We start from the raw sequence: 20,992 nt of genomic DNA on the forward strand, positions 1-20,992 counted from the left end.
ATGGCGGGTAATCAGATTGATTGGCAAAAACGTTATAAGCAGCTAGAAAACAGCAGCAAAAATGACTGTATAAAACATTATTACCGTAATGCTATTTTTGATGGTAATACCGCGATTAGTGACGTTCCTTTAGTTGCTTTAGATTTTGAGACGACCGGTCTAAATTTTAATCATGATGATATTGTCAGTGCGGGATTAGTGCCGTTTAATACTCGGCGTATCAGCTGCAGTGGCAGTAAACATTGGCTGGTAAATCCCAAGCAAAAGCTCGATGAAGAATCAATTGTTATTCATGGCATCACCCATTCAGAAGTAGTTGATGCTCCTGATTTTTCAAAAATCATTGAGCCTTTATTAGCGGCATTGGCAGGAAAAGTGATTGTTGTTCACTTTGCGCCGATCGAGCGTCATTTCTTATATCAGGCTTTACAGGCTCGACTAGGCGAGGGGCTTGAGTTTGCAGTGATTGATACGCTTGAGTTAGAGAAGCGCGCGTTACAAGCCAGACAAGGGCTAATTGGCCGGTTATTTAATAAGAAACTTGATTCAGTAAGATTGGGCGACTCACGTAAACGTTATTCACTGCCAGCTTATCAAAGTCATAGTGCACTCACTGATGCATTAGCTACCGCAGAGTTATTACACGCACAGCTGGCATATCATTATCGTGATGACACACGGCTTGCAGATTTATGGATATAAAAAACGCCGCTAATTTTAGCGGCGTTTTTAGATTTTAGTTAACTGTGTTTAGCTTCTTGGTTCGGTTCTAAGTCCTAACAGTAAGCTTACACACATCATTAGTAGTACAATCGTGAATGGTAAGCCTGTGGACACGGCACCGGCTTGCAGTGCCTCCATTGCTTTCGTTCCACCTACCCAAAGTAGTGTTGCTGCTATGGCGCCTTCAACCGTCGCCCAAAAAATGCGTTGTGGTACTGGCGCATCAACTTTACCACCGGCAGTGATCGAATCAATAACTAATGACCCTGAATCTGACGAGGTAATAAAGAATACCAATACTAGAACAACCGCAGTGAATGACAGTAATTTAGCCATTGGTAATTCATCAAACATTTCAAACATCGCCAGTGGTACTTGCGTTAATCCTTCGGTACCAAGTTTACCAACCCCATTAATGACTTGATCAATTGCAATACCGCCATAAATTGACATCCACAGTATCGTGACCATAGTTGGAATAAGCAATACCGCAATTAAAAACTCACGGATAGTACGCCCCTCAGATACACGTGCGATAAACATACCAACAAATGGAGACCAAGAGATCCACCAAGCCCAGTAGAACACAGTCCAACCGTGCATCCAGGTTTCATCTTCGCGACCATGCGGGTTACTTAACGGAATAATGTTTTCAACATAGCCCATTACTGTGGTTGGAATGTTGCCTACAGACGCTGCAAAGCCAACTAATAAAACGAACATTAGCAAGGCAAAGGCAATCAACATATTAATATTACTGAGTAGCTTTACGCCGCCATCAATACCGCGTACTACCGAAATAACCGCTAATAAGGTGACGACGGATATAACTATAATTTGTAAACCAACACCGGATTCAATACCAAATACATGGTCTATACCCGCTGAGGCTTGTTGCGCACCTAAGCCGAGGGAAGTTGCTAAACCAAATAACGTCGCCAGTACTGCTAAAATATCAATGACGTGACCTGGCCAACCCCATGTTCTGTCACCTAAAATGGGATAGAAAATAGAGCGGATAGAAAGCGGTAAACCTTTATTATATGTAAAAAAGGCCAATGACAACGCAACAACGGCATAAATAGCCCAAGGGTGTAGTCCCCAGTGAAACATGGTCGCGCCCATGGCAAGTTTTGCAGCTTCAGGCGTATTAGGTGTGACATTGAGTGGCGTTTCATACCAACCGGTGTAGTAGGCGACGGGCTCTGCAACCCCCCAGAACATTAAACCTATACCCATACCCGCAGCAAACAGCATTGCCATCCATGAAAGACGTGAATGAGTAGGGCGCGCGCTTACACCACCTAATCTAATTTTCCCGTAAGGCGAGAAAATTAAACCGATGCAGAATAATAAAAAAATATTAGCAGACCACATCAAAAAGCTATCAAATGTATTAATGATGTCGAATTTGATCCCATCTAGCATTGCTTTTGCTGAGTCAGGATCACTAATTAACACTGCGATTAAAAAAATTAAAACTAAGCCAGCACTGGCACCAAAAACTGGATTATGTACATCAAATCCCCATTTCTGAATATTATCCTGGCCTACCGTATAGTCCGTATTATCAATACTATATTTGTCATGATTATCACTCATGAATAAGCCTCTTTTGTTAAATTTCCGTTTGTTTTAATGGTTTGAGCAGCGATCCCGAACAGGATTATTACTTCGTAGACAAACTAAAAATAGCACTTAGTAATATGCTAAAGTGTAGAAGTAATCGTCAAAATGTAAACCTAGATTATTCGTAAACCGCTGAATTATAGCCATTACGGTAATGAATAGCTTACAGGATCGTTTTGGTGCTGTCATGATGATGAGGAAAAATAAGCAATAATCACTAATTTAATATCCAACTCTAATTAATATTTCATCTAAGTGTCACTTAAATGCCTTTTAACTAAACTTAAACTATAGTTAATACAGCTAGTTTGTGAGGGATAATATGATAGCAAAGGATAACCAAACGCTTTTGCGTAACTTTAATAAAGTAAGGCGGGATTCAGAGCAATTAATTAGCAACCTCAGCGTTGAAGATTGCCAGCTTCAAGCAATGCCAGATGTAAGCCCTATGAAATGGCACCTGGCGCACACCACATGGTTCTTTGAAACTTTCTTATTAGTACCGCACCTTACTAACTACTGTATTTTTAATGCCGAATTTAAGGTGCTATTTAACTCTTATTACAATGGTGTTGGAGAGCAGTTTAGCCGAGCTTATCGGGGGACTTTATCACGACCAAGTTTAGAATCAGTACTTGAGTACCGTCGGTATGTTGACCAAGCAATGGCTGAATTGCTGACAAGTGATAATGGCTTAGAAGAGATTGTTGAACTTGGCATTAATCATGAGCAACAACACCAAGAGCTGATGTTAATGGATATTAAATATAACTTTGCATTTAATCCCTTGTTGCCAGCTTATCACCAACCTGCGGTAGCAACCGCGAACAAGGTATCAACACCACTCGAATTTGTGCAATTTAAAGAGTCTATTATCACTGTAGGGGCAGCACTAGATGAGCACTTTTCTTATGACAACGAGCGGCCAAATCATTCAGTGTTGATGCACCCTTTCAGTTTAGCAAATCGATTAGTGACTAACGGTGAATACCTCGAATTTATTAATCAACAGGGCTATCAACAACCCATACATTGGTTAAGTGATGGCTGGAACTATATTCAAAAAGAGCAGCTAACACAGCCTTTGTATTGGCATTTTATAAACGAAGAATGGTTTGAGTTTACTTTAAATGGCTTACAACCGCTGGATTTAAACGCTGCTGTTACTCATGTGAATTATTATGAAGCATGTGCTTATGCAAATTTTGCAAATGCGAGGCTGCCAACAGAGTTTGAGTGGGAATACGCGGCACAACAACCCGATACACTCCTACAACTAAGTGATAGCGCCTGGCAGTGGACAAACAGTGCTTATTTGCCTTATCCCGGCTTCAAACCTATCAGTGGTGTCGCAGGTGAATACAATGGCAAGTTTATGAGTAATCAAATGGTACTGCGTGGTGGGTGTCAATTTACACCAAACAATCATTCACGCAGCACATATAGAAATTTTTATTATCCACATCAAGCGTGGATGCAAAGTAGTATAAGACTTGCGAGGGATAGCGAATGAGTCACCTTACAGCGGTAGCAAATAAAAACGTTTTAGATCAGCAATTTTTAAATGATGTTTTAAATGGCTTAACGCAGCGCCAAAAGTCGCTACCGTGTAAATATTTCTACGATGATAGAGGAGCTGCATTGTTTGAGCAAATCACCAGCGTTAGTGAATATTATGTCACACGTACTGAGCTGAGTATTTTAGATAAGTACTCTCATGCGATTGCTCAATTATTACCACAAGATATCTCGATCATAGAGCCCGGTTGTGGATCTGGAAAAAAGGTGGCTTATTTGCTTGCTCATTTAGTCAATGTAAAAACCTTTGTTCCTTTTGAAATCTCCAAAGAGATGCTCAATTATTCCTTAGCACACTTATCGCCGCTTTTTCCTGAGCTGGTTATCTCGCCACTGTTGGGGGATTTCACGCACAGTCAGATGGTTAAGCAATTGGCAAAAAAATCTGCATTGGTGGATCAAACAAACCTAGTTTATTTTCCTGGCTCTACATTGGGTAACTTTGCACCCGTTCAGGCTATTGAAATTTTGCAAAACTTCCACCGCTTATGTGGCATCAACGGCTATGTTCTGATTGGTATCGATTTAGTTAAAGACCGCCAAGTGCTTCTTAATGCTTACGATGATAAAGCGGGTATTACGGCTTCATTTAATAAAAACATGTTATTGCGCATCAATAAAGAGCTAAATGGGACATTTGAACTGGATAATTTCACTCATCAATCTCGCTTTAATGAACTCCAAAGCAGGATTGAAATGCATCTTGTCAGTAACTGCGCGCAACGCATTTTTATAAATAATGTTGAAGTGAATTTTAAACAAGGCGAAAGCATCCATACCGAAAATTCACATAAATATACATTAACGGCCTTTGAACTTTTAGCAAAACAGGCGAACTTGAAGTTAGAACATACTTGGTGTGATGATAATGATTACTTTGCACTGTGTTTATTGCGCCCTTGCTAAAAGGTTAATAAAGTCTCACAGATTGTTTTTTTAATTGGTAATTTATTACAGCGCCGTTTACAGATGCTTGAAAAAGTGCGCCTTTATATTCTGTGTTTAGCTGTTTAATAAGCGGCGCAAGCACACTTAACGCAGATCCTGTTGCCTGATCTTCTGCTATGCCATAGTAAGGAGCAAAATATCGAAATGAGAAGCAGCCGTTATGGGGATTTTGTTGAAGCACAATTACAGCATTGGGGTAGTCTGTTAATTCTGTCACTCTTACATCAAGTTCTTTAAGTGGATGCTCAGTATTAATTAAAACAGTGGTATACCCATGTTTACTGGTTGTTGCATAGCTTTGCAGGATCGGCGTTTTAATCGCCATTTCGATGGCGTGCACAGGGGCAATTTTTTCGCTGTTTATGGCAGTTATTTCAAGCTGTAAGTTATTAATACTGGATTGTATTTTAAAAATTTCACCCGTTAATGAATAAAATTGACGAGGTGAATTACCTTGATATTTTTTTAAATACAAAGCAGCTGCTAGGGTACCGTGACCACAACGCTTTATTTCATTGTGTTGGTTGAACCAACGGATACTGCAGCTAGGGCTTTTAATTTCAGTTTCTTTCAAAAATACAGTGGCGCTGTGATGAGTATGGTTTGCGATACGCTGCATCATAAAACGGCTTAAGCCAGATTTATAAATAACGATCAGTGCCGATGAGCCTTTATTGTGGGGAGGATTATCAAAAACAGTTTGTTCAGCAAACACCTGCACAAAGCGCGGGGCTTTATGCAGGTATCTAGGTAATAATTGCGTAAACTTATTACTTTTGCTTATAGGCATCGTTATGGATACCCGCAGCGCGACCTGATGGATCAGCATTATTTTGAAATGATGCATCCCATAACAGTGCTTCAGGGGTAGAGCAGGCAACTGATTTACCATGCGGTACACATTTCGCTGGCGCGTCGCCTGGAAAGTGCGATTCAAAAATGCTGCGATAAAAATACGCCTCTTTAGAATCCGGTGTGTTGATCGGATACTTAAATTTTGCATTTTCTAAATCTTGGTCACTTACTTGCTCAGCAACGTATTCTTTTAATGTGTCGATCCAGCTGTAGCCAACGCCATCAGAGAACTGCTCTTTTTGACGCCAAAGTACTTCATCTGGTAAATAACCTTCAAAGCCTTCACGTAAAATATGTTTTTCAATTTTACCGTTGCCACACATTTTTCCTTCTGGGTTAATGCGCATAGCCACATCAACAAACTCTTTATCAAGGAACGGCACTCGGGCTTCAACACCCCAGGCTGCCATTGATTTATTCGCTCGTAAGCAATCAAACATGTGCAGTTTAGACACTTTACGGTTTAGCTCTTCATGGAATTCTTGTGCATTAGGGGCTTTATGGAAATACAAGTAGCCGCCAAATAACTCATCGGCACCTTCACCAGAGAGCACCATTTTGATACCCATAGCTTTAATTTGACGCGCCATAAGGTACATTGGTGTTGAGGCACGAATAGTGGTCACATCGTAGGTTTCAATGTGATAAATCACCTCACGCAGTGCATCAATACCTTCTTGAATTGTAAAATGGATAGGGTGATGAACCGTACCAATCATATCAGCTACTTTCTGTGCTGCGGCTAAATCGGGTGAACCTTCAAGACCGACTGAGAAAGAATGCAGTTTTGGCCACCATGCATCACTTTCGTCATTATCTTCAATACGTTTAGCGGCAAATCGTTGCGTGATTGCTGAGATAACCGATGAATCTAAACCACCAGAAAGTAACACACCGTAAGGTACGTCACACATTAGTTGGCGTTTAACAGCAGCTTCGAGTGCTTCTTTCACATCTTGCGCTTTTGCGTCATTGTCTTTAACTGCTGCGAAGCTTTGCCAATCACGAGTGTAATAAGGGCGTAGCTCACCATCTTTGCTCCATAAAAAATGCCCCGGCGGGAATTCTTCAATGTGTTTACAAATCGGTGACAGCGCTTTTAATTCTGAGGCAACATAAAAGTTACCGTGTTCATCGTGGCCCGTGTACAGTGGAATAATACCAATATGGTCACGGCCAATTAAATAAGCATCTTGCTCTTCATCGTATAAACAAAAAGCAAAAATACCGTTTAGGTCGTCTAAAAACTCAGGGCCTTTTTGTTTGTATAACGCTAAGATAACTTCACAATCTGATTGTGTTTGAAAGGTAAAATCAGTCTCTAAATTAGCCGCTAACTCTTTGTGGTTATAAATTTCGCCATTAACCGCTAAAATATGGGTTTTTTCTGGGTTATATAAAGGTTGTGCGCCGCTTGAAACGCCAACGATGGCTAAGCGCTCATGCACTAAAATCGCTTTTTCAGATGAATATACGCCAGACCAATCAGGCCCACGGTGACGTAATAATTTTGACATTTCAATTGCTTGAGTACGCAACTGAGCGGGATCAGATTTTATATCTAATACACCAAAAATTGAACACATAGTAACTCCTCATTCCTATCATGTGTGTTAGTTAGGCCTAAAATACCTAACTATTCACCCTTGTTTTAACAGAAATAATTAACTAAGTCACATAGCTTTTACAATATTTTCAGAATAATTTATGCACCAACGCGAGCATGCGTGCACCAAATTGATCAGTGCGTGGTGCCAGCTGCTACTTTTGTATCCAGTTTTGTACTGATCGCTTCGTTGATCAGCACTTTTAAAGCACTTAGCACGGTGTCTTCGCTCATACTGGGTGCGCCATTGTGGTGCAATGCTTGGCTGGGTAAATACGGAATATGAATGAAGCCGCCTTTGATATGTGGTTCGTGTTGGTTAATATGGTGCAACAGTCCATACATCACATGATTACAGACATAGGTCCCCGCGGTATTTGATATAACAGCCGGGATCTCACCTTGATGTAATGCCAGCAACATGCGCTTAATGGGTAGGTTTGCAAAATAAGCTGCAGGCGCGTCTGCGATGACTGGCGTATCAATTGGTTGGTTACCGGCATTATCTTTAATGCGCGCATCATCAATATTAATGGCAATACGTTCAATGCTAATTTCGCTGCGCCCACCAGCTTGGCCAACACACAGTACCAAGACGGGGTGATGCTGCTCTATTGCTTGGTATAGTAACGCTAATGAACGATTAAATTCGCAGGGTAATTCTAAAGCGATAACGCGATGTTTCGCTATCAAATTGTCGTCCAACTTGCTGACAGCTTGCCAAGAGGGGTTAATCGACTCCCCTGCAAATGGGGCAAAGCCGGTGATCAATACACAGGGCATACTTGATGTCAGTTTAGTCATTAAAAATCTCCATATAGATTAAAAAACTATCAACCGCCAACAGTATGAAGGCGCCAGCATTTGACCCTTTATAGCATGGTAAGTGCATTTTAAAGCGAATTATGGTTATTTAACTCACAACCTAGCCATTAATGTTTATTTTTAAGTGCAATAGCCAGTTGCTGCAAGTGCGCATTTAGCTTGGCTTGTGCAGCATTTGCGGTTGCTAAATCGACATAGCAGAAGTTAATACTGTCACCCGGTTTTAGCTGCGCAAAATGATAAAGATCGGCACTAATTACGGTGCCAAGTAATGGGTAGCCACCGGTCGTTTGGCCATCATTAAGCAAAACAATAGGTTCACCACTTGGTGGCAATTGTATTGAGCCTGGGTTTACCGCTAATGACGGCAATGAATGAGAATGTGCTAATTGATTAGTATGTGCCTGCAACCTGACTCCCATACGGTTACTTTGTGGGGTCACTTGCCAACTTTTTGCACAGAATTCGTCGAGCGTAGATTGGCTCAGTAGCTGGGTATGAATACTTGGATGCAGACGAATTAGGCTACGTTTTGGTGGCGATATTGCCCCCAGCTTTGGCCAACTTTTTGAGTATGGCGTAATAGGGATAGTATCGTTTTCTTTTAGCGCAGCGCCGGTTGTACCACCAAATCCTGCGGCTAAATCGGTCGCCCGCGAGTTCATTACACACTCACAATTTATGCCACCTTTAACCGCTAAATAGGCTCTAAAGCCGTTTCTAGCTGTAGCAAATGTCAGAGTTTGACCTTGTTTAATTGTGTAAGTCCAACCGGGGTAAATCGATGTATCGTCCAGTTTAGCTTGCATGTCTGTGCCAATAAGGGCAATGCTGCTATCGCAATTAAATTGCAGTTTCGCCAGCCCTAATGTTATTTCAATAACGGCGTCGTTATCATCGTTATCGAGCAAACGATTTGCTATGGTCATCGCGTAGCTGTCTATTGCCCCCGATTGGGCAACACCTAAGTGACGAAAGCCAGTACGGCCTCTATCTTGAATAGTCATTAATAAACCGGGTTTTAGTACTGTGATCATGATGTTGACTCCAGACAAACAAATTGCAGAGTATCGCCAGGTTGAATAACACTAGGAGGATTAGCGTGGCAGTTAAATAAACTAAAATCAGTATGGCCAATTATATGCCAACCGCCGGGAGAGTCAGCAGGGTAGATACCAGTTTGACCTGCACCGATTGCAACAGAGCCTTTGGCAACGTGTGTACGTGGGTTTGCCCTACGAGGCGTATGCAATTGGGTGGTTAAACCATGCAAGTAAACAAAGCCTGGTTGAAACCCTAAAAACAGAACTTGATAATGAGCACTGCTGTGTTTTTCAATCACTTGTTTTGGCGTAAGGCCATGCGCATCAGCAACAAAGTCCAGATCAGGACCATATTCACCGCCATAATGAGTGAGTATTTTATGATGTGCACCTTGATATTGTTGTGCGTCAATTTCGTCCCACCAGGTTGCTAAGGTAGTTTGCCATTTAGCCAGTTCATGGGTATTTAGCAAGTAAACGGTGAGCGAGTTCATTGCTGGTACAATATCAAGAAAGGCGTTACTTTCTTTACATTGGCTCACCAATGCCCAGATCCTTTTTTGAGTCATTAAGCTGTCTTCGCTTAAGTGTGTTGCATCCAAAAACAGGCTATTGCTACTGAGTATTGAAATCGATACGGGTGCTTGTGAGTTCATGGCTGATTATTTTATTAATTCTTAATCATTCCAACCTAGCACACTCAGTATTAAATGTTTACAGCAATGCGATTAGATTGCTGGATTTTAATACTCAAGTTATTTTCTGGGGACTTACGCATAAGCTTAACCTATCTGCTTATGCGTAATAACACAGCTTAGTTGCTCAGCAGCCACTCACTTAATAGACGAACACCATAGCCAGTACCGCCGGCTGAGATTTCATCCTTACCTTTGCTCGCTAACGCATTACCTGCGATATCGATATGAACCCAACGGGTATCACCAGCAAAATGTTGTAAAAAACTGGCTGCAGTTGTTGCGCCAGGGCCACTTGAACCTAAATTTTTAAGATCCGCAATATCCGATGATAATGTGTCTTTATAGCCTAAAGGTAAGCGCCATAAATTTTCATTAACTTGTTTACCAGCTAAAGTTAGTTGCTGAACTAGTTCGTCATCATCTGAAAAAACACCTGCATAATCATTGCCTACAGCTTTAATTTTAGAGCCGGTAAGGGTTGCAACATCAATCATTACTTGTGGCTTGAAATATTCTCTGGCATACCACATAGCATCGCTTAGCACTAAACGACCTTCTGCATCGGTGTTAACAATTTCAACACTCAAGCCTTCAGCGGTGCGCACCACATCGCCAGGTGCGACTGCAAACTGCGACACCATGTTGGCAGCCATGCCCATTACAGCCACTACATTTTTATCTGCTTTTGCTAATGCCATAGCTTTAACTGTACCAAGTACGGCTGCGGCGCCTGCCATATCTGACTTCATACGCGCTATCGATGCGCCCGTTTTTAAACTATAACCGCCTGAATCAAAGGTGATCCCTTTACCGACCAAGGCAATAGGGATGTCGTTTGAACCTTTGTAATGCGCAACCACTAAACGTGCGCCTTGCTGGCTACCACGGCCAACGGCTTCAAGTGCGCCCATACCGAGTTCTTTTAATTGCTGTGGCTCTAAAATAGTAATTTCAACACCTAAAGACTCCAGTTCTTTTGCTGCATTAGCAAAATCCACTGGGGTCATTTCAGTGGCAACTTCTGAGGTAAGGTCGCGAGCTAAAAATACGCCAGCCTGAATGCTTTCAAGCTGTGTGTATTCACGTTTTGCTTGCTTAGCGTTATCTACATCAACACTATAACTGATTGTGTGGGTATTCGCCGTTTGTTTGTATTTTTCAAAGCGGTGGTCACGCAAGTTCGCACCATGAGCAAAGTTAGCCGCTAATACGCTATTGCTATTTACACCAGCTAACTCGTCGCTAGCGATGGTTGCACTGGCTGTGTTATTAGCAAGTAATTGCGCGTGAATATTGCCACCTAATTTACTCATTAACGCTTTATCAAGTTTTTCTTGCTCGCCTGTGCCCACGATAAGCACACGGTTAAAGTCACTGTTATGCGGGGCTAATACTTCAACAACACTGGCGTACTTGCCACTAAAGTCATTAATGTCAATAGCACGCTGTAATTGGTTATTTAGTGTTTTATTGAGGGATTTGAACTGCTTATTACTGCCATCTTGGGCATAAAACAGTACTAATGCGTTGGCGTTATCATCAATTTTATTTGTAAAACTAAACTCTGCGGCTGTGGTTTGCGTACTGATTGTTACAGCAAGTGTGAGTGCCGATAGATTGAAAAGCGTCTTCATTGTTAAACCTAAATTAAATAAAAGCCTTTTTACCTTACTTAGGTTCACAGGTGAAGTCGAATTCGGTAAAGCTGCGATAATGAGCGATAAAATAATACAAACGAATGAAATAATAGTATCTGCTCTAAGGTCTACTAAAATGAAGCAATTAATAGAGTGAGGTAGGGGAATGATGACATCAATGAATTGGCTTAAATTAGCCACTTGCAGCGTTTTGTTCAGCGTGGCCAGTTATGCGCTGTCGCTTGAAAATGAAACAGACCGTGATGTGCAAGCCACCATGCATTTAGAAACTATTGTGCTTGGCTCTGGCTGCTTTTGGGGCGCTGAAAAACGCTATGAAGCATTAGACGGTGTGATCGATGCAGAATCTGGTTATGCAGATGGTAAAGGGTTCAAAGCAACTTACCGCAACATAACTAAACAATCACGTCGCTTCGATGAGAACAATTATGCTGAAGTCGTTCAAGTCACTTACAATAGTAATATTATAAGCGCCGCAACATTACTGAAAAATTATTTTGAAAGTCATGATCCAACCCAAAAAAATCGCCAAGGTAATGATATCGGCACTCAATATCGTTCAATTATTTTAACCACTATTACAGAGCAAGCAGAAGTGGTTGAAAAATTACGAGCGCAATATCAAAGTAAACTAACCGCAGCTGGGTTTGGAGAAATTCAAACTATCGTTAAACCGCTGACTGAGTTTTTTCCAGCAGAGGAATACCATCAAGATTATTTAGTTAAGAATCCAAATGGCTATTGCCCGGATCACTCAACGGGCGTGGTATTTGAAAAAGTTACCGAAGATGCAGTCGATAACACGGCATTATTAGTTGGAAAACAGATTGTTGTGATTGATTCACGTGATTATTGCCCATATTGTGAGAAGTTTAAAAAGGATGTTAGCAATGAGTACAAAGGCAGTATTGCGTTAACCTATCGTAAGGCTGATCAACTTGATGGCTTAACGATTAAAACACCAACGTGGGCAACTCCAACTATCTTGTTTTTAGAAAATGGCAAAGAGATTTATGGTCGTCAAGGGTATGTGTCAGCAACTGAATTTTATAAAGCACTGGGAGCTTTTAAATTAGGTGATAGTGAGGCTTACTCGGTGGCATTTAATGCCAGTACAGATAGCCCATTTTGTAAGCAATACGATATATTTAAAAATACGCCCGACGGTATTTTTATTGATAAACTCAGTGGAGTCCCTTTATTTGACACGCGTGACAGATTTAAATCGGGTACTGGCTGGTTGTCATTTACGCATCCAGTGAAAGGCACAGTTACACTGCATGATGACAACAGTTATGGCATGCAGCGGATTGAAATAAAATCAAAATCGTCAGGTATTCATTTAGGACATTTGTTTCCAGGTGAAGGCCCTAAAGGGCAGGATCGTTATTGTATAAATGCAACTGTTTTAGAGTTTGTGGCTCGTAAGCAAAGCTAACACGGCTCGTTTACCCAAAATCAAAACCCAGTCATGCACTGGGTTTTATTTTATGAATATCACTTAAGTGTTTAAAAGTATCTAGTAACCACTTTATAAATAGTTCAAGTGAGGCGTTGGTCTCACTCGGATCATGTTGGACTAAGTAATATTTGTCTTTAGTCACTAATGGTTCTTCGGTGAAGTTAAATAGCCAGCTTTCATCAAACCAAGTTTGACTAATAGGTAAGGGGATAAGTGCGATCCCCATGCCTTGTTGGGCTGCGCGGGCAACACCAAACATACTATCGATTTGGATAATTTGTTTTGGTGAAAAGTCATCAAGGCCTACATGTTCAGCCCATTGGTGCCATGCCCAAGGACGGGCTTTATGTAAAATCAGTGGCACTTGCTGTAACGCTTCAAGGGGATTTTCATGCCATTGTTGCCAATTTTCTTTATTACAGGCCGGAGAATATTGTAACGAAAACAGCTCATGAACCACGCCCTCAAGGGGTTTTGATGACGACAGTACAATCGATAGATCACTGTTTATAGCCAATTCTTTACGCGTTTTCATGGTATTAAGTTGTAAATTGGTTTTCGGGTGCTCGGTGGTCCACTCACTGAGTTTTGGCATCAATAGTTCACTGGCAAAAAACTCAGGTAAAGTAATACTGATAGTGACATTCTCTTGCAACTGACTAAATTCAGTGATGGTTTTTTCAAGCGCTTTGATCAGCGGTGACACCGAATCATAAAAGTTTTTACCCGCCGCGGTTAAATTGATAGAGCGAGTTTGGCGTTCGAATAGCTCAATACCTAACTGCTCTTCTAGCTGCTTGATTTGGTGACTAACAGCTGATGGCGTAAGGTAAAGTAAGTTAGCGGCTTCTTTAAAGCTTAACGTTCTTGCCGCAAAACAAAATGAACGTAATCCTCTAATAGGTGTTTGCATAATCGATGTTAGTAATTCTCAATAACGTTAGTAAAGCAATAACTATCCCAACTTGCGAGACATTAGCAAAATTAGTTTGTAACATAGCTATTTTCTGCATTTATAATTAAAAAACAACCAATTTAGGGTTATTTAATTTGTGTGATATTAGTTATCAGGTTAATCGGTGCTTTGACTTTTTGTCTACAACAACTAGCTGAGTTATCCAATTGTAGTACAAATCACAGTTATGGGGCACAAAAAAATGTTTTGCTGTAATTTGGTGCAGTTAAATGGCGAAAAAAAATCCCTCTTGCGAGGGATTTTGGGTAACTCAGCGCCATTGGCACTGGGAATGAGGTCGGTACAAGGTGAGTGAGAGGTAAATTAAAATACCATCTCTGGCACGTCACCATCAACAAGTAATTTACCTGCTGTTTTACTAATAATTTCATCAACTGACACGCCCGGTGCGCGCTCTAGCAGATGAAATGCGCCGTCTTTAACTTCTAACACGGCTAAATCTGTTACTATTTTCTTTACACAGTTAACACCAGTTAACGGTAAAGAGCAACTTTCAAGTAATTTTGAGTCACCATGCTTACTAGCATGAGTCATAGTAACAATAATATTCTTAGCGCCAGCGACAAGGTCCATCGCGCCGCCCATGCCTTTGATCAGCTTTTTTGGGATCATCCACGATGCGATGTTGCCGTTCTGGTCAACTTCAAATGCACCTAGAACAGTTAAGTCTACATGACCTCCGCGGATCATTGCAAAACTATCTGCACTATTAAATATCGCGGCACCTGTGGCTGCTGTCACGGTTTCTTTACCCGCGTTGATCATATCGGCGTCAAGCTCAGCTTTAGTAGGGTATGGCCCCATGCCTAATAAGCCATTTTCAGACTGTAGCATAACTTCAATGCCATCTGGTACATAGTTGGCAACGAGGGTAGGAATACCAATCCCCAAGTTTACGTAGTAACCATCTTGTAATTCTTGCGCAACACGCATTGCGACTTGTTCACGTGATAATGCCATGATGTTGCTCCTAATCGCTGGTGGTGACGCGTTCAATGCGTTTTTCAAAGCTGCCTTTGATAACGCGATTAACAAAAATACCTGGGGTATGAATTTGGCTTGGCTCAAGTTCGCCTGGTTCAACAATTTCTTCAACTTCAGCAACGGTAATTTTACCCGCAGTTGCAGCCATTGGGTTGAAGTTCATTGCCGTGTGTCGAAACACTAAATTACCGTAACGGTCGGCTTTCCACGCTTTTACAATGGCAAATTCGCCGGTGATTGATTCTTCTAAAATATAAGGGCGGCCAGCAAATTCTTTAACTTCTTTACCCTCAGCAACTGGAGTTCCGTAACCTGTCGCTGTATAGAACGCCGGAATACCCGCACCGCCAGCACGCATTTTTTCAGCTAAGGTGCCTTGTGGAGTTAATACAACGTCTATTTCACCGCTTAATAATTGTTGTTCAAAAAGGGCATTCTCACCAACATACGAAGCAATGATTTTTTTAATTTGTTTGTCGTGTAACAAAATCCCTAAACCAAAGTCATCAACACCACAGTTATTTGAAACCACAGTGAGATCTTTAGTTTTTTTACGTTTGATTTCATTAATTAATCCCTCTGGGATACCGCATAAACCAAAGCCACCAGCGATAATAGTATCGCCATCTTTTAAACCTTCCATTGCAGCTTCATAACTTGAAACTACTTTATCGAAACCGGCCATGGGCCCACTCCTTATAATTATGTGTATAACTGCTGTTATTACTCAGCAGCTTGATTTTTAAGGGCAAGGGAAACCTTGCTTACGGGTTGTTTGTTTAATGCACTACAAATAGCCCAACCAGCCTTAGCCAGTCTTTCTAAATCAATTCCATGCTCAATGCCAAGCCCTTGTAGTAAGTAAACCACATCTTCAGTGGCAACATTTCCTGACGCCCCCTTGGCATAAGGGCAGCCACCAAGGCCTGCAACTGCACTGTCAACCGTTGCTATACCTCGCTTTAGAGCGGTGTAAATATTTGTGAGCGCTTGCCCATAAGTGTCGTGAAAGTGAACAGCTAACAATGACTTATCAATATGAGTTAGAAGTAAGTCTAGTAGCTGATCGACCTTTTTGGCAGTACCCACACCAATTGTGTCGCCAAGGCTAATTTCATAACAACCTAGTGCTAATAATTTCTCAGCAACAGCAAGTACTGCCTGAGGGTCAATATCACCTTCGTACGGACAACCTAATACGCAGCTTACATATCCGCGCACTCGAATATTATTTGCTTTGGCAAACGCTAAGACGTCCGTAAAACGTGTAATACTTTCATCAATCGAGCAGTTGATATTCTTTTGGCAAAATGATTCGCTGGCTGCGGTGAAAATAGCAAATTCTTTAATACCTACAGCATGCGCGGCTTCTGCACCCTTTAAATTTGGGGTGAGGGCAGTGAGATTGCAATCAGGTAATTCAAGTGCGCTAATTACTTCGCTAGAATCGGCCATTTGCGGCACCCATTTAGGTGATACAAAGGCACCAGCTTCAATATCTTTAATACCCGCAGCGGCGAGTGCATTGATAAGTGTAACCTTACTTTGAGTACTTACAGCACTTTCGTTTTGTAAACCATCACGTGCACCTACTTCAACAATACGCACATTGCTAGGTAATTGATCTAAATTACTCATCAGCTGCACTCTCATCGGTGACTATTGCCAACAGCGCACCATGACTTACTAATTCGCCTTCAGCAAAACAATAACTTTGCAGCACGCCATCATGTGGGGCGGTAAGAGTGTATTCCATTTTCATCGCTTCAATGATCACCACGGCATCACCTTTAGTGATTTGGCTACCTACATCCACTAAATGCTTCACAACAGTACCATTGAGCGGAGCTGCAAGTGGCAGTGCATCACTTTCGTGTTCGCTGACATAATGCTTATCAATAATGTCAAAACGGCTTTGTAGCGCCTTATACATCACTGTGATGGTGTTATCATGCATAGCTACATGAGATGTGTGTTTCTCGCCATTTATAAATACACTACAGTGGTTATTTTCAAGGTTGCCAGAGGTTGTATAGTCAACTTCATTAACGTGAATAATATAACCATCAGCGGTTGCTGTCGCCGTGATCTGCTGTTCAACAAATGGAACTGTAATGGTAGTTGCACTGTTGAGTTTAAAACCGGCTAAATTATCCCAAGCTGAGTATTTATCGTGTTGCTTAAGCGAAGATAAATAGCTAAATGCAGCAATAACTTGGCTAAAATCTCGGTGCTTTTGCTCCACTTCAATCAAGGCTTCACCTTGTTCTTCGATAAAGTGGGTATCAGGCGCGCCTTGTTTAAACGTAGGGTGATTAGCAAGTGTATGTAAAAAGCTCACGTTACAGCTAAATCCGGCTAAATGAAATTGCTCAAGTGCAGTACTTAAACGAGCTAAGGCTTGTTCACGGTTTTCATCGTGAACAATAAGTTTTGCGATCATCGGATCGTAAAACGGGCTAATTTCATCCCCTTGCATTACACCGGTATCAATACGTACATATTCTGATTGAGCTGGTATATACAAGCTATTAATGGTGCCAGAGCAAGGAATAAAGTCATTACTTGGATCTTCTGCATAAATACGCGCTTCAAAACTATGGCCGTGTAATTGAATATCAGTTTGCGCAAGTGGAAGCGGTTGACCTGCGGCAATATTTATTTGCCAATTAACTAAGTCAACGCCGGTGACCATTTCAGTTACTGGGTGCTCTACCTGTAAACGCGTGTTCATTTCCATAAAGAAGAACTCATCGCCACACAATAAAAACTCCACCGTACCAGCACCGCGATAATTAATTGCTAAAGCACAACGAACCGCAGCTTCGCCCATTTCTTTGCGTAACGCGTCGCTTAAGCCTGGAGCTGGTGCTTCTTCAATTACTTTTTGATGACGACGTTGTAACGAACAATCACGGTCACCTAAATACACGCAGTTACCATGGTTATCAGCAAATACTTGTACTTCAACGTGGCGCGGTTTATTTACATAGCGTTCAAGTAGCACTAAGTCATTACCAAAGCCTGCAATTGCTTCACGCTGAGCGCCTTGTAGGGCACTGATAAAGTCTTTTGCATGCTCGACAATACGCATGCCTTTACCGCCACCACCAAATGCTGCTTTGATAAGCACAGGGTAGCCAATTTTTTCAGCTTCAGCGTGTAAAAACTCTGGATCTTGTTTATCGCCGTAATAACCTGGCACCAATGGTACATTGGCCGCTGCCATGATCTCTTTCGCACGGGTTTTTGAGCCCATGGCTTCGATGCTCGCCGCTGGTGGACCAATAAACGCAATGTTGTGTTGTTCACAGGCTTTGGCAAATTCACTGTTTTCAGATAAAAAGCCATAGCCTGGGTGAATGCAATCAACACCCGCATCCAGTGCTACTTTGAGGATCCTATCCGCTACTAAGTAGGAATCTTTACTCGGTGCTGCGCCAATATGGTAGGCTTCATCCGCTAATTTTACATGTTGCGCGTGCTTATCAGCATCTGAATACACGGCAACAGTGGTTAAACCCATTTGCTTGGCGGTACGCATAACCCGACAGGCAATTTCACCACGGTTAGCAATAAGAATTTTTTGTAATGATTGTGTGCTCATGGTGATCCCTATTTCTGCCAATTTGGTGGGCGTTTTTCAAAAAAGGCCGTTAAGCCTTCTTGGCCTTCTTCAGATACGCGAATTTCAGCGATCCGCTCTGCGGTTAAATTAATGATTTGACCATTAATATCATGACCTGCCACATCGTTAATTAATTGTTTCGCAGCGCGTACCGCTACAGGGCCATTATCTAGTAAGGTTTCTAGCAGTTGTTCAAGCGCCGTGTCTAACTTGCCGGTAACTTGATGAATTAGGCCTAACTGTTTCGCCGTATGGGCATCAAAAATTTCAGCGGTTAAAAAATAGCGCCGCGCCGCGCGCTCGCCAATTGCGCGGATCACATACGGGCTGATTACAGCTGGGATGAGCCCTAATTTGACTTCGCTTAAACAAAACTGTGCGTTGTCTTGGCAAATTGCAATATCGCAACAAGCGATCAAGCCAAGTGCACCACCAAAAGCGGCACCTTGTACGGCACAAATTGTAGGAAGCGGGCTCGTGGCTAATACATGCATCAGCTTGGCAAGTTGCTTTGAATCAGCGAGGTTTTCACTGAAATCATTATTTGCCATGGATTTCATCCAATTAAGATCAGCGCCAGCAGAAAAATGATCGCCTTTTGTTCTTAATACCAGTGCTCGTACGTCTAAGCTATTAGCGTGTTCGATGCATTGGATCAGCTCTTGAATTACTTGCTCGTTAAAGGCATTACGTTTTTCAGGGCGACTTAAAACGAGTACAGCCACATTTGATTTAGTTATTTGTAGTGTTACTGACATGGTCAATTCCTTACATTCTAAAGACGCCGAATTGCGAATCACGTTGCGGCGCGTTAGCTGCAGCACTCAGTGCTAGGCCAAGTACGTTGCGTGTATCAGCAGGGTCGATGATGCCATCATCCCAAAGCCGTGCACTGGCATAATAAGGGTGGCCTTGTTGCTCGTACTGATCGATTATAGGCTGTTTAAACTCACTGATTTGCTCGTCAGTCATAGTTTGGCCTTTACGGGCTAAACCATCTTGTTTTACTTGCGCCATCACGCCTGCGGCTTGCTCACCACCCATCACAGAAATACGCGCATTTGGCCACATCCACATCATGGTTGGTTCAAACGCACGGCCACACATACCATAGTTACCGGCGCCATAAGAGCCGCCAATTAGTACGGTAAACTTAGGCACATCAGCACAGGATACTGCCATCACCATTTTCGCGCCGTGCTTGGCAATGCCTTCGGCTTCGTACTTTTTACCCACCATAAAGCCGGTAATATTTTGTAAAAACACCAGCGGAATTTTGCGCTGGGCACACAGTTGAATAAAGTGCGCGCCTTTTTGCGCTGATTCACTAAATAAAATGCCGTTGTTGGCAACAATACCAACCGGGTGACCATAAATTTTTGCAAAACCAGTCACTAAGGTATCGCCAAAGTAACGTTTAAATTCATCAAACGAAGAGTCATCCACGGTACGGGCTATGACTTCACGCACATCAAACGGCTTTTTAAGATCGGTGCCGACAATGCCGTATAATTCGTTAATGTCATAACGCGGTGCTTTTACTGGTTCAAGTAGTGGCGAAGTAGGGCGTTGATAATTAATTCGTTCAATACATTGACGAGCAATAGATAATGCATGTGCATCGTTCTCAGCATAGTGATCCGCAACACCGGATGTTTTACAGTGCACATCAGCTCCGCCGAGTTCTTCTGCGGTGACTTCTTCACCCGTTGCTGCTTTGACCAGCGGTGGGCCAGCTAAAAAGATTGTGCCTTGCTCTTTAACGATAATACTTTCATCGGCCATTGCAGGAACATATGCACCACCTGCGGTACATAAACCCATAACTACGGCAATTTGTGGAATACCTTTACCAGACATACGCGCTTGGTTATAAAAAATACGCCCGAAGTGCAGTTTGTCAGGAAACACATCATCTTGTTCAGGCAGGTTGGCACCACCTGAATCAACTAAATAAATACAAGGTAGGTGGCATCGCTCGGCAATATTTTGGGTACGTAGATGCTTTTTAACTGTCAGTGGGAAGTATGTGCCCCCTTTAACAGTCGCGTCATTGGCGATGATCATACATTCAACACCTTTAACACGGCCAATACCCGCAACCACACCGGCGCATGGAATTGCTTGTTCGTACACACCAAAGGCAGCAAATTGTGAAATTTCTAAAAATGGTGAGCCTTCATCAAGCAAAGTACTAATGCGCTCACGCACGAACATTTTGCCACGGCTTTCATGGCGTTCGATTAACGCAGCGCCACCGCCTTGGCTGATCTCGTTTACTTTATTACGTAAATCATCCACTAAAGCCGCCATGTTTTTATGATTTTGTAAAAACTGTGGATCGTGAGGATTAACGCTTGATTTTAAAATTGTCATAGC

18 protein-coding genes are annotated in these 20,992 nt (G+C 42.1%); 4 read left to right on the top strand and 14 right to left on the bottom strand.

Going from position 1 to position 20,992, the window contains the following annotated elements; genetic code table 11:
* The gene (locus tag NDQ71_RS02420; RefSeq protein ID WP_301562183.1) at positions 1-702 is read left to right on the top strand and encodes a 3'-5' exonuclease; all 702 of its coding nucleotides are present in this window, start codon (positions 1-3) and stop codon (positions 700-702) included.
* Positions 703-750: 48 nt separating this feature from the next.
* Here the strand turns inward: NDQ71_RS02420 and NDQ71_RS02425 are convergent, their stop codons facing one another.
* Positions 751-2,325, bottom strand: coding sequence for a BCCT family transporter (locus tag NDQ71_RS02425; protein ID WP_301562184.1), 1,575 nt, complete (start codon positions 2,323-2,325; stop codon positions 751-753).
* Positions 2,326-2,674: 349 nt separating this feature from the next.
* On the opposite strand from NDQ71_RS02425, the gene egtB reads away from it, so the two are divergent.
* The gene (egtB, locus tag NDQ71_RS02430) at positions 2,675-3,865 is read left to right on the top strand and encodes an ergothioneine biosynthesis protein EgtB (protein WP_301562185.1); all 1,191 of its coding nucleotides are present in this window, start codon (positions 2,675-2,677) and stop codon (positions 3,863-3,865) included.
* Positions 3,862-4,836: an L-histidine N(alpha)-methyltransferase gene (gene egtD / locus NDQ71_RS02435; RefSeq protein ID WP_301562186.1), complete on the top strand. Its 975-nt coding sequence runs from the start codon at positions 3,862-3,864 to the stop codon at positions 4,834-4,836. Before egtB ends, egtD begins: the two co-directional genes overlap by 4 nt.
* A gap of 4 nt (positions 4,837-4,840) precedes the next feature.
* Here the strand turns inward: egtD and NDQ71_RS02440 are convergent, their stop codons facing one another.
* The 6 genes from NDQ71_RS02440 to NDQ71_RS02465 form a co-directional block, all read right to left on the bottom strand.
* The gene (locus tag NDQ71_RS02440; RefSeq protein WP_301562187.1) at positions 4,841-5,668 is read right to left on the bottom strand and encodes a PhzF family phenazine biosynthesis protein; all 828 of its coding nucleotides are present in this window, start codon (positions 5,666-5,668) and stop codon (positions 4,841-4,843) included.
* On the bottom strand, positions 5,649-7,319 hold the full coding sequence (asnB, locus tag NDQ71_RS02445) for an asparagine synthase B (protein ID WP_301562188.1): 1,671 nt from the start codon (positions 7,317-7,319) through the stop codon (positions 5,649-5,651). Before asnB ends, NDQ71_RS02440 begins: the two co-directional genes overlap by 20 nt.
* A gap of 155 nt (positions 7,320-7,474) precedes the next feature.
* Positions 7,475-8,143, bottom strand: coding sequence for a pyroglutamyl-peptidase I (gene pcp / locus NDQ71_RS02450; RefSeq protein WP_283710740.1), 669 nt, complete (start codon positions 8,141-8,143; stop codon positions 7,475-7,477).
* A gap of 128 nt (positions 8,144-8,271) precedes the next feature.
* Entirely contained in the window at positions 8,272-9,201 is a 930-nt protein-coding gene (locus NDQ71_RS02455) for a biotin-dependent carboxyltransferase family protein (RefSeq protein ID WP_301562189.1), read from the bottom strand.
* Complete coding sequence (gene pxpB, locus NDQ71_RS02460) at positions 9,198-9,863, bottom strand: 5-oxoprolinase subunit PxpB (protein ID WP_301562190.1); 666 nt, start codon at positions 9,861-9,863, stop codon at positions 9,198-9,200. Before pxpB ends, NDQ71_RS02455 begins: the two co-directional genes overlap by 4 nt.
* 158 nt (positions 9,864-10,021) lie before the next feature.
* Positions 10,022-11,539, bottom strand: coding sequence for a leucyl aminopeptidase (locus NDQ71_RS02465; protein ID WP_301562191.1), 1,518 nt, complete (start codon positions 11,537-11,539; stop codon positions 10,022-10,024).
* A 172-nt stretch (positions 11,540-11,711) separates the two neighbouring features.
* Here NDQ71_RS02465 and msrA point away from each other — a divergent pair, with 172 nt between their 5' ends.
* A complete protein-coding gene (msrA, locus tag NDQ71_RS02470; protein ID WP_283711204.1) occupies positions 11,712-13,001 on the top strand; it encodes a peptide-methionine (S)-S-oxide reductase MsrA in 1,290 nt (429 codons plus the stop codon).
* 31 nt (positions 13,002-13,032) lie between these two features.
* Here the strand turns inward: msrA and NDQ71_RS02475 are convergent, their stop codons facing one another.
* The 7 genes from NDQ71_RS02475 to NDQ71_RS02505 form a co-directional block, all read right to left on the bottom strand.
* Positions 13,033-13,938 carry a LysR family transcriptional regulator gene (locus NDQ71_RS02475; protein ID WP_064666188.1) on the bottom strand — a complete coding sequence of 302 codons (906 nt, stop codon included), beginning with the start codon at positions 13,936-13,938 and terminating at the stop codon, positions 13,033-13,035.
* 366 nt (positions 13,939-14,304) lie between these two features.
* Positions 14,305-14,961, bottom strand: a complete 657-nt coding sequence (locus NDQ71_RS02480; protein WP_192542184.1) for a CoA transferase subunit B — start codon at positions 14,959-14,961, stop codon at positions 14,305-14,307.
* Positions 14,962-14,971: 10 nt separating this feature from the next.
* Positions 14,972-15,670, bottom strand: a complete 699-nt coding sequence (locus NDQ71_RS02485; protein ID WP_192542185.1) for a CoA transferase subunit A — start codon at positions 15,668-15,670, stop codon at positions 14,972-14,974.
* 38 nt (positions 15,671-15,708) lie between these two features.
* Positions 15,709-16,623, bottom strand: a complete 915-nt coding sequence (locus NDQ71_RS02490; protein ID WP_301562192.1) for a hydroxymethylglutaryl-CoA lyase — start codon at positions 16,621-16,623, stop codon at positions 15,709-15,711.
* Positions 16,616-18,592 (bottom strand): acetyl/propionyl/methylcrotonyl-CoA carboxylase subunit alpha, encoded by a 1,977-nt coding sequence (locus NDQ71_RS02495; protein WP_301562193.1) that lies wholly within the window; start codon positions 18,590-18,592, stop codon positions 16,616-16,618. Before NDQ71_RS02495 ends, NDQ71_RS02490 begins: the two co-directional genes overlap by 8 nt.
* Positions 18,593-18,600: 8 nt before the next feature.
* Complete coding sequence (locus NDQ71_RS02500; RefSeq protein ID WP_301562194.1) at positions 18,601-19,371, bottom strand: enoyl-CoA hydratase/isomerase family protein; 771 nt, start codon at positions 19,369-19,371, stop codon at positions 18,601-18,603.
* Between the two features lie 10 nt (positions 19,372-19,381).
* Positions 19,382-20,989 (bottom strand): carboxyl transferase domain-containing protein, encoded by a 1,608-nt coding sequence (locus NDQ71_RS02505; RefSeq protein ID WP_301562195.1) that lies wholly within the window; start codon positions 20,987-20,989, stop codon positions 19,382-19,384.
* Between the last annotated feature and the right edge of the window lie 3 nt (positions 20,990-20,992).

The organism is Pseudoalteromonas sp. KG3, assembly GCF_030436385.1.
GTDB classification, from domain to species: domain Bacteria; phylum Pseudomonadota; class Gammaproteobacteria; order Enterobacterales; family Alteromonadaceae; genus Pseudoalteromonas; species Pseudoalteromonas prydzensis.

Coding starts and splice junctions, on each gene's coding strand:
- NDQ71_RS02420 (WP_301562183.1), top strand. CDS start 1: ATGGCGGGTAATCAGATTGATTGGCAAAAACGTTATAAGCAGCTAGAA.
- NDQ71_RS02425 (WP_301562184.1), bottom strand. CDS start 2,325: ATGAGTGATAATCATGACAAATATAGTATTGATAATACGGACTATACG.
- egtB (WP_301562185.1), top strand. CDS start 2,675: ATGATAGCAAAGGATAACCAAACGCTTTTGCGTAACTTTAATAAAGTA.
- egtD (WP_301562186.1), top strand. CDS start 3,862: ATGAGTCACCTTACAGCGGTAGCAAATAAAAACGTTTTAGATCAGCAA.
- NDQ71_RS02440 (WP_301562187.1), bottom strand. CDS start 5,668: ATGCCTATAAGCAAAAGTAATAAGTTTACGCAATTATTACCTAGATAC.
- asnB (WP_301562188.1), bottom strand. CDS start 7,319: ATGTGTTCAATTTTTGGTGTATTAGATATAAAATCTGATCCCGCTCAG.
- pcp (WP_283710740.1), bottom strand. CDS start 8,143: ATGACTAAACTGACATCAAGTATGCCCTGTGTATTGATCACCGGCTTT.
- NDQ71_RS02455 (WP_301562189.1), bottom strand. CDS start 9,201: ATGATCACAGTACTAAAACCCGGTTTATTAATGACTATTCAAGATAGA.
- pxpB (WP_301562190.1), bottom strand. CDS start 9,863: ATGAACTCACAAGCACCCGTATCGATTTCAATACTCAGTAGCAATAGC.
- NDQ71_RS02465 (WP_301562191.1), bottom strand. CDS start 11,539: ATGAAGACGCTTTTCAATCTATCGGCACTCACACTTGCTGTAACAATC.
- msrA (WP_283711204.1), top strand. CDS start 11,712: ATGACATCAATGAATTGGCTTAAATTAGCCACTTGCAGCGTTTTGTTC.
- NDQ71_RS02475 (WP_064666188.1), bottom strand. CDS start 13,938: ATGCAAACACCTATTAGAGGATTACGTTCATTTTGTTTTGCGGCAAGA.
- NDQ71_RS02480 (WP_192542184.1), bottom strand. CDS start 14,961: ATGGCATTATCACGTGAACAAGTCGCAATGCGTGTTGCGCAAGAATTA.
- NDQ71_RS02485 (WP_192542185.1), bottom strand. CDS start 15,670: ATGGCCGGTTTCGATAAAGTAGTTTCAAGTTATGAAGCTGCAATGGAA.
- NDQ71_RS02490 (WP_301562192.1), bottom strand. CDS start 16,623: ATGAGTAATTTAGATCAATTACCTAGCAATGTGCGTATTGTTGAAGTA.
- NDQ71_RS02495 (WP_301562193.1), bottom strand. CDS start 18,592: ATGAGCACACAATCATTACAAAAAATTCTTATTGCTAACCGTGGTGAA.
- NDQ71_RS02500 (WP_301562194.1), bottom strand. CDS start 19,371: ATGTCAGTAACACTACAAATAACTAAATCAAATGTGGCTGTACTCGTT.
- NDQ71_RS02505 (WP_301562195.1), bottom strand. CDS start 20,989: ATGACAATTTTAAAATCAAGCGTTAATCCTCACGATCCACAGTTTTTA.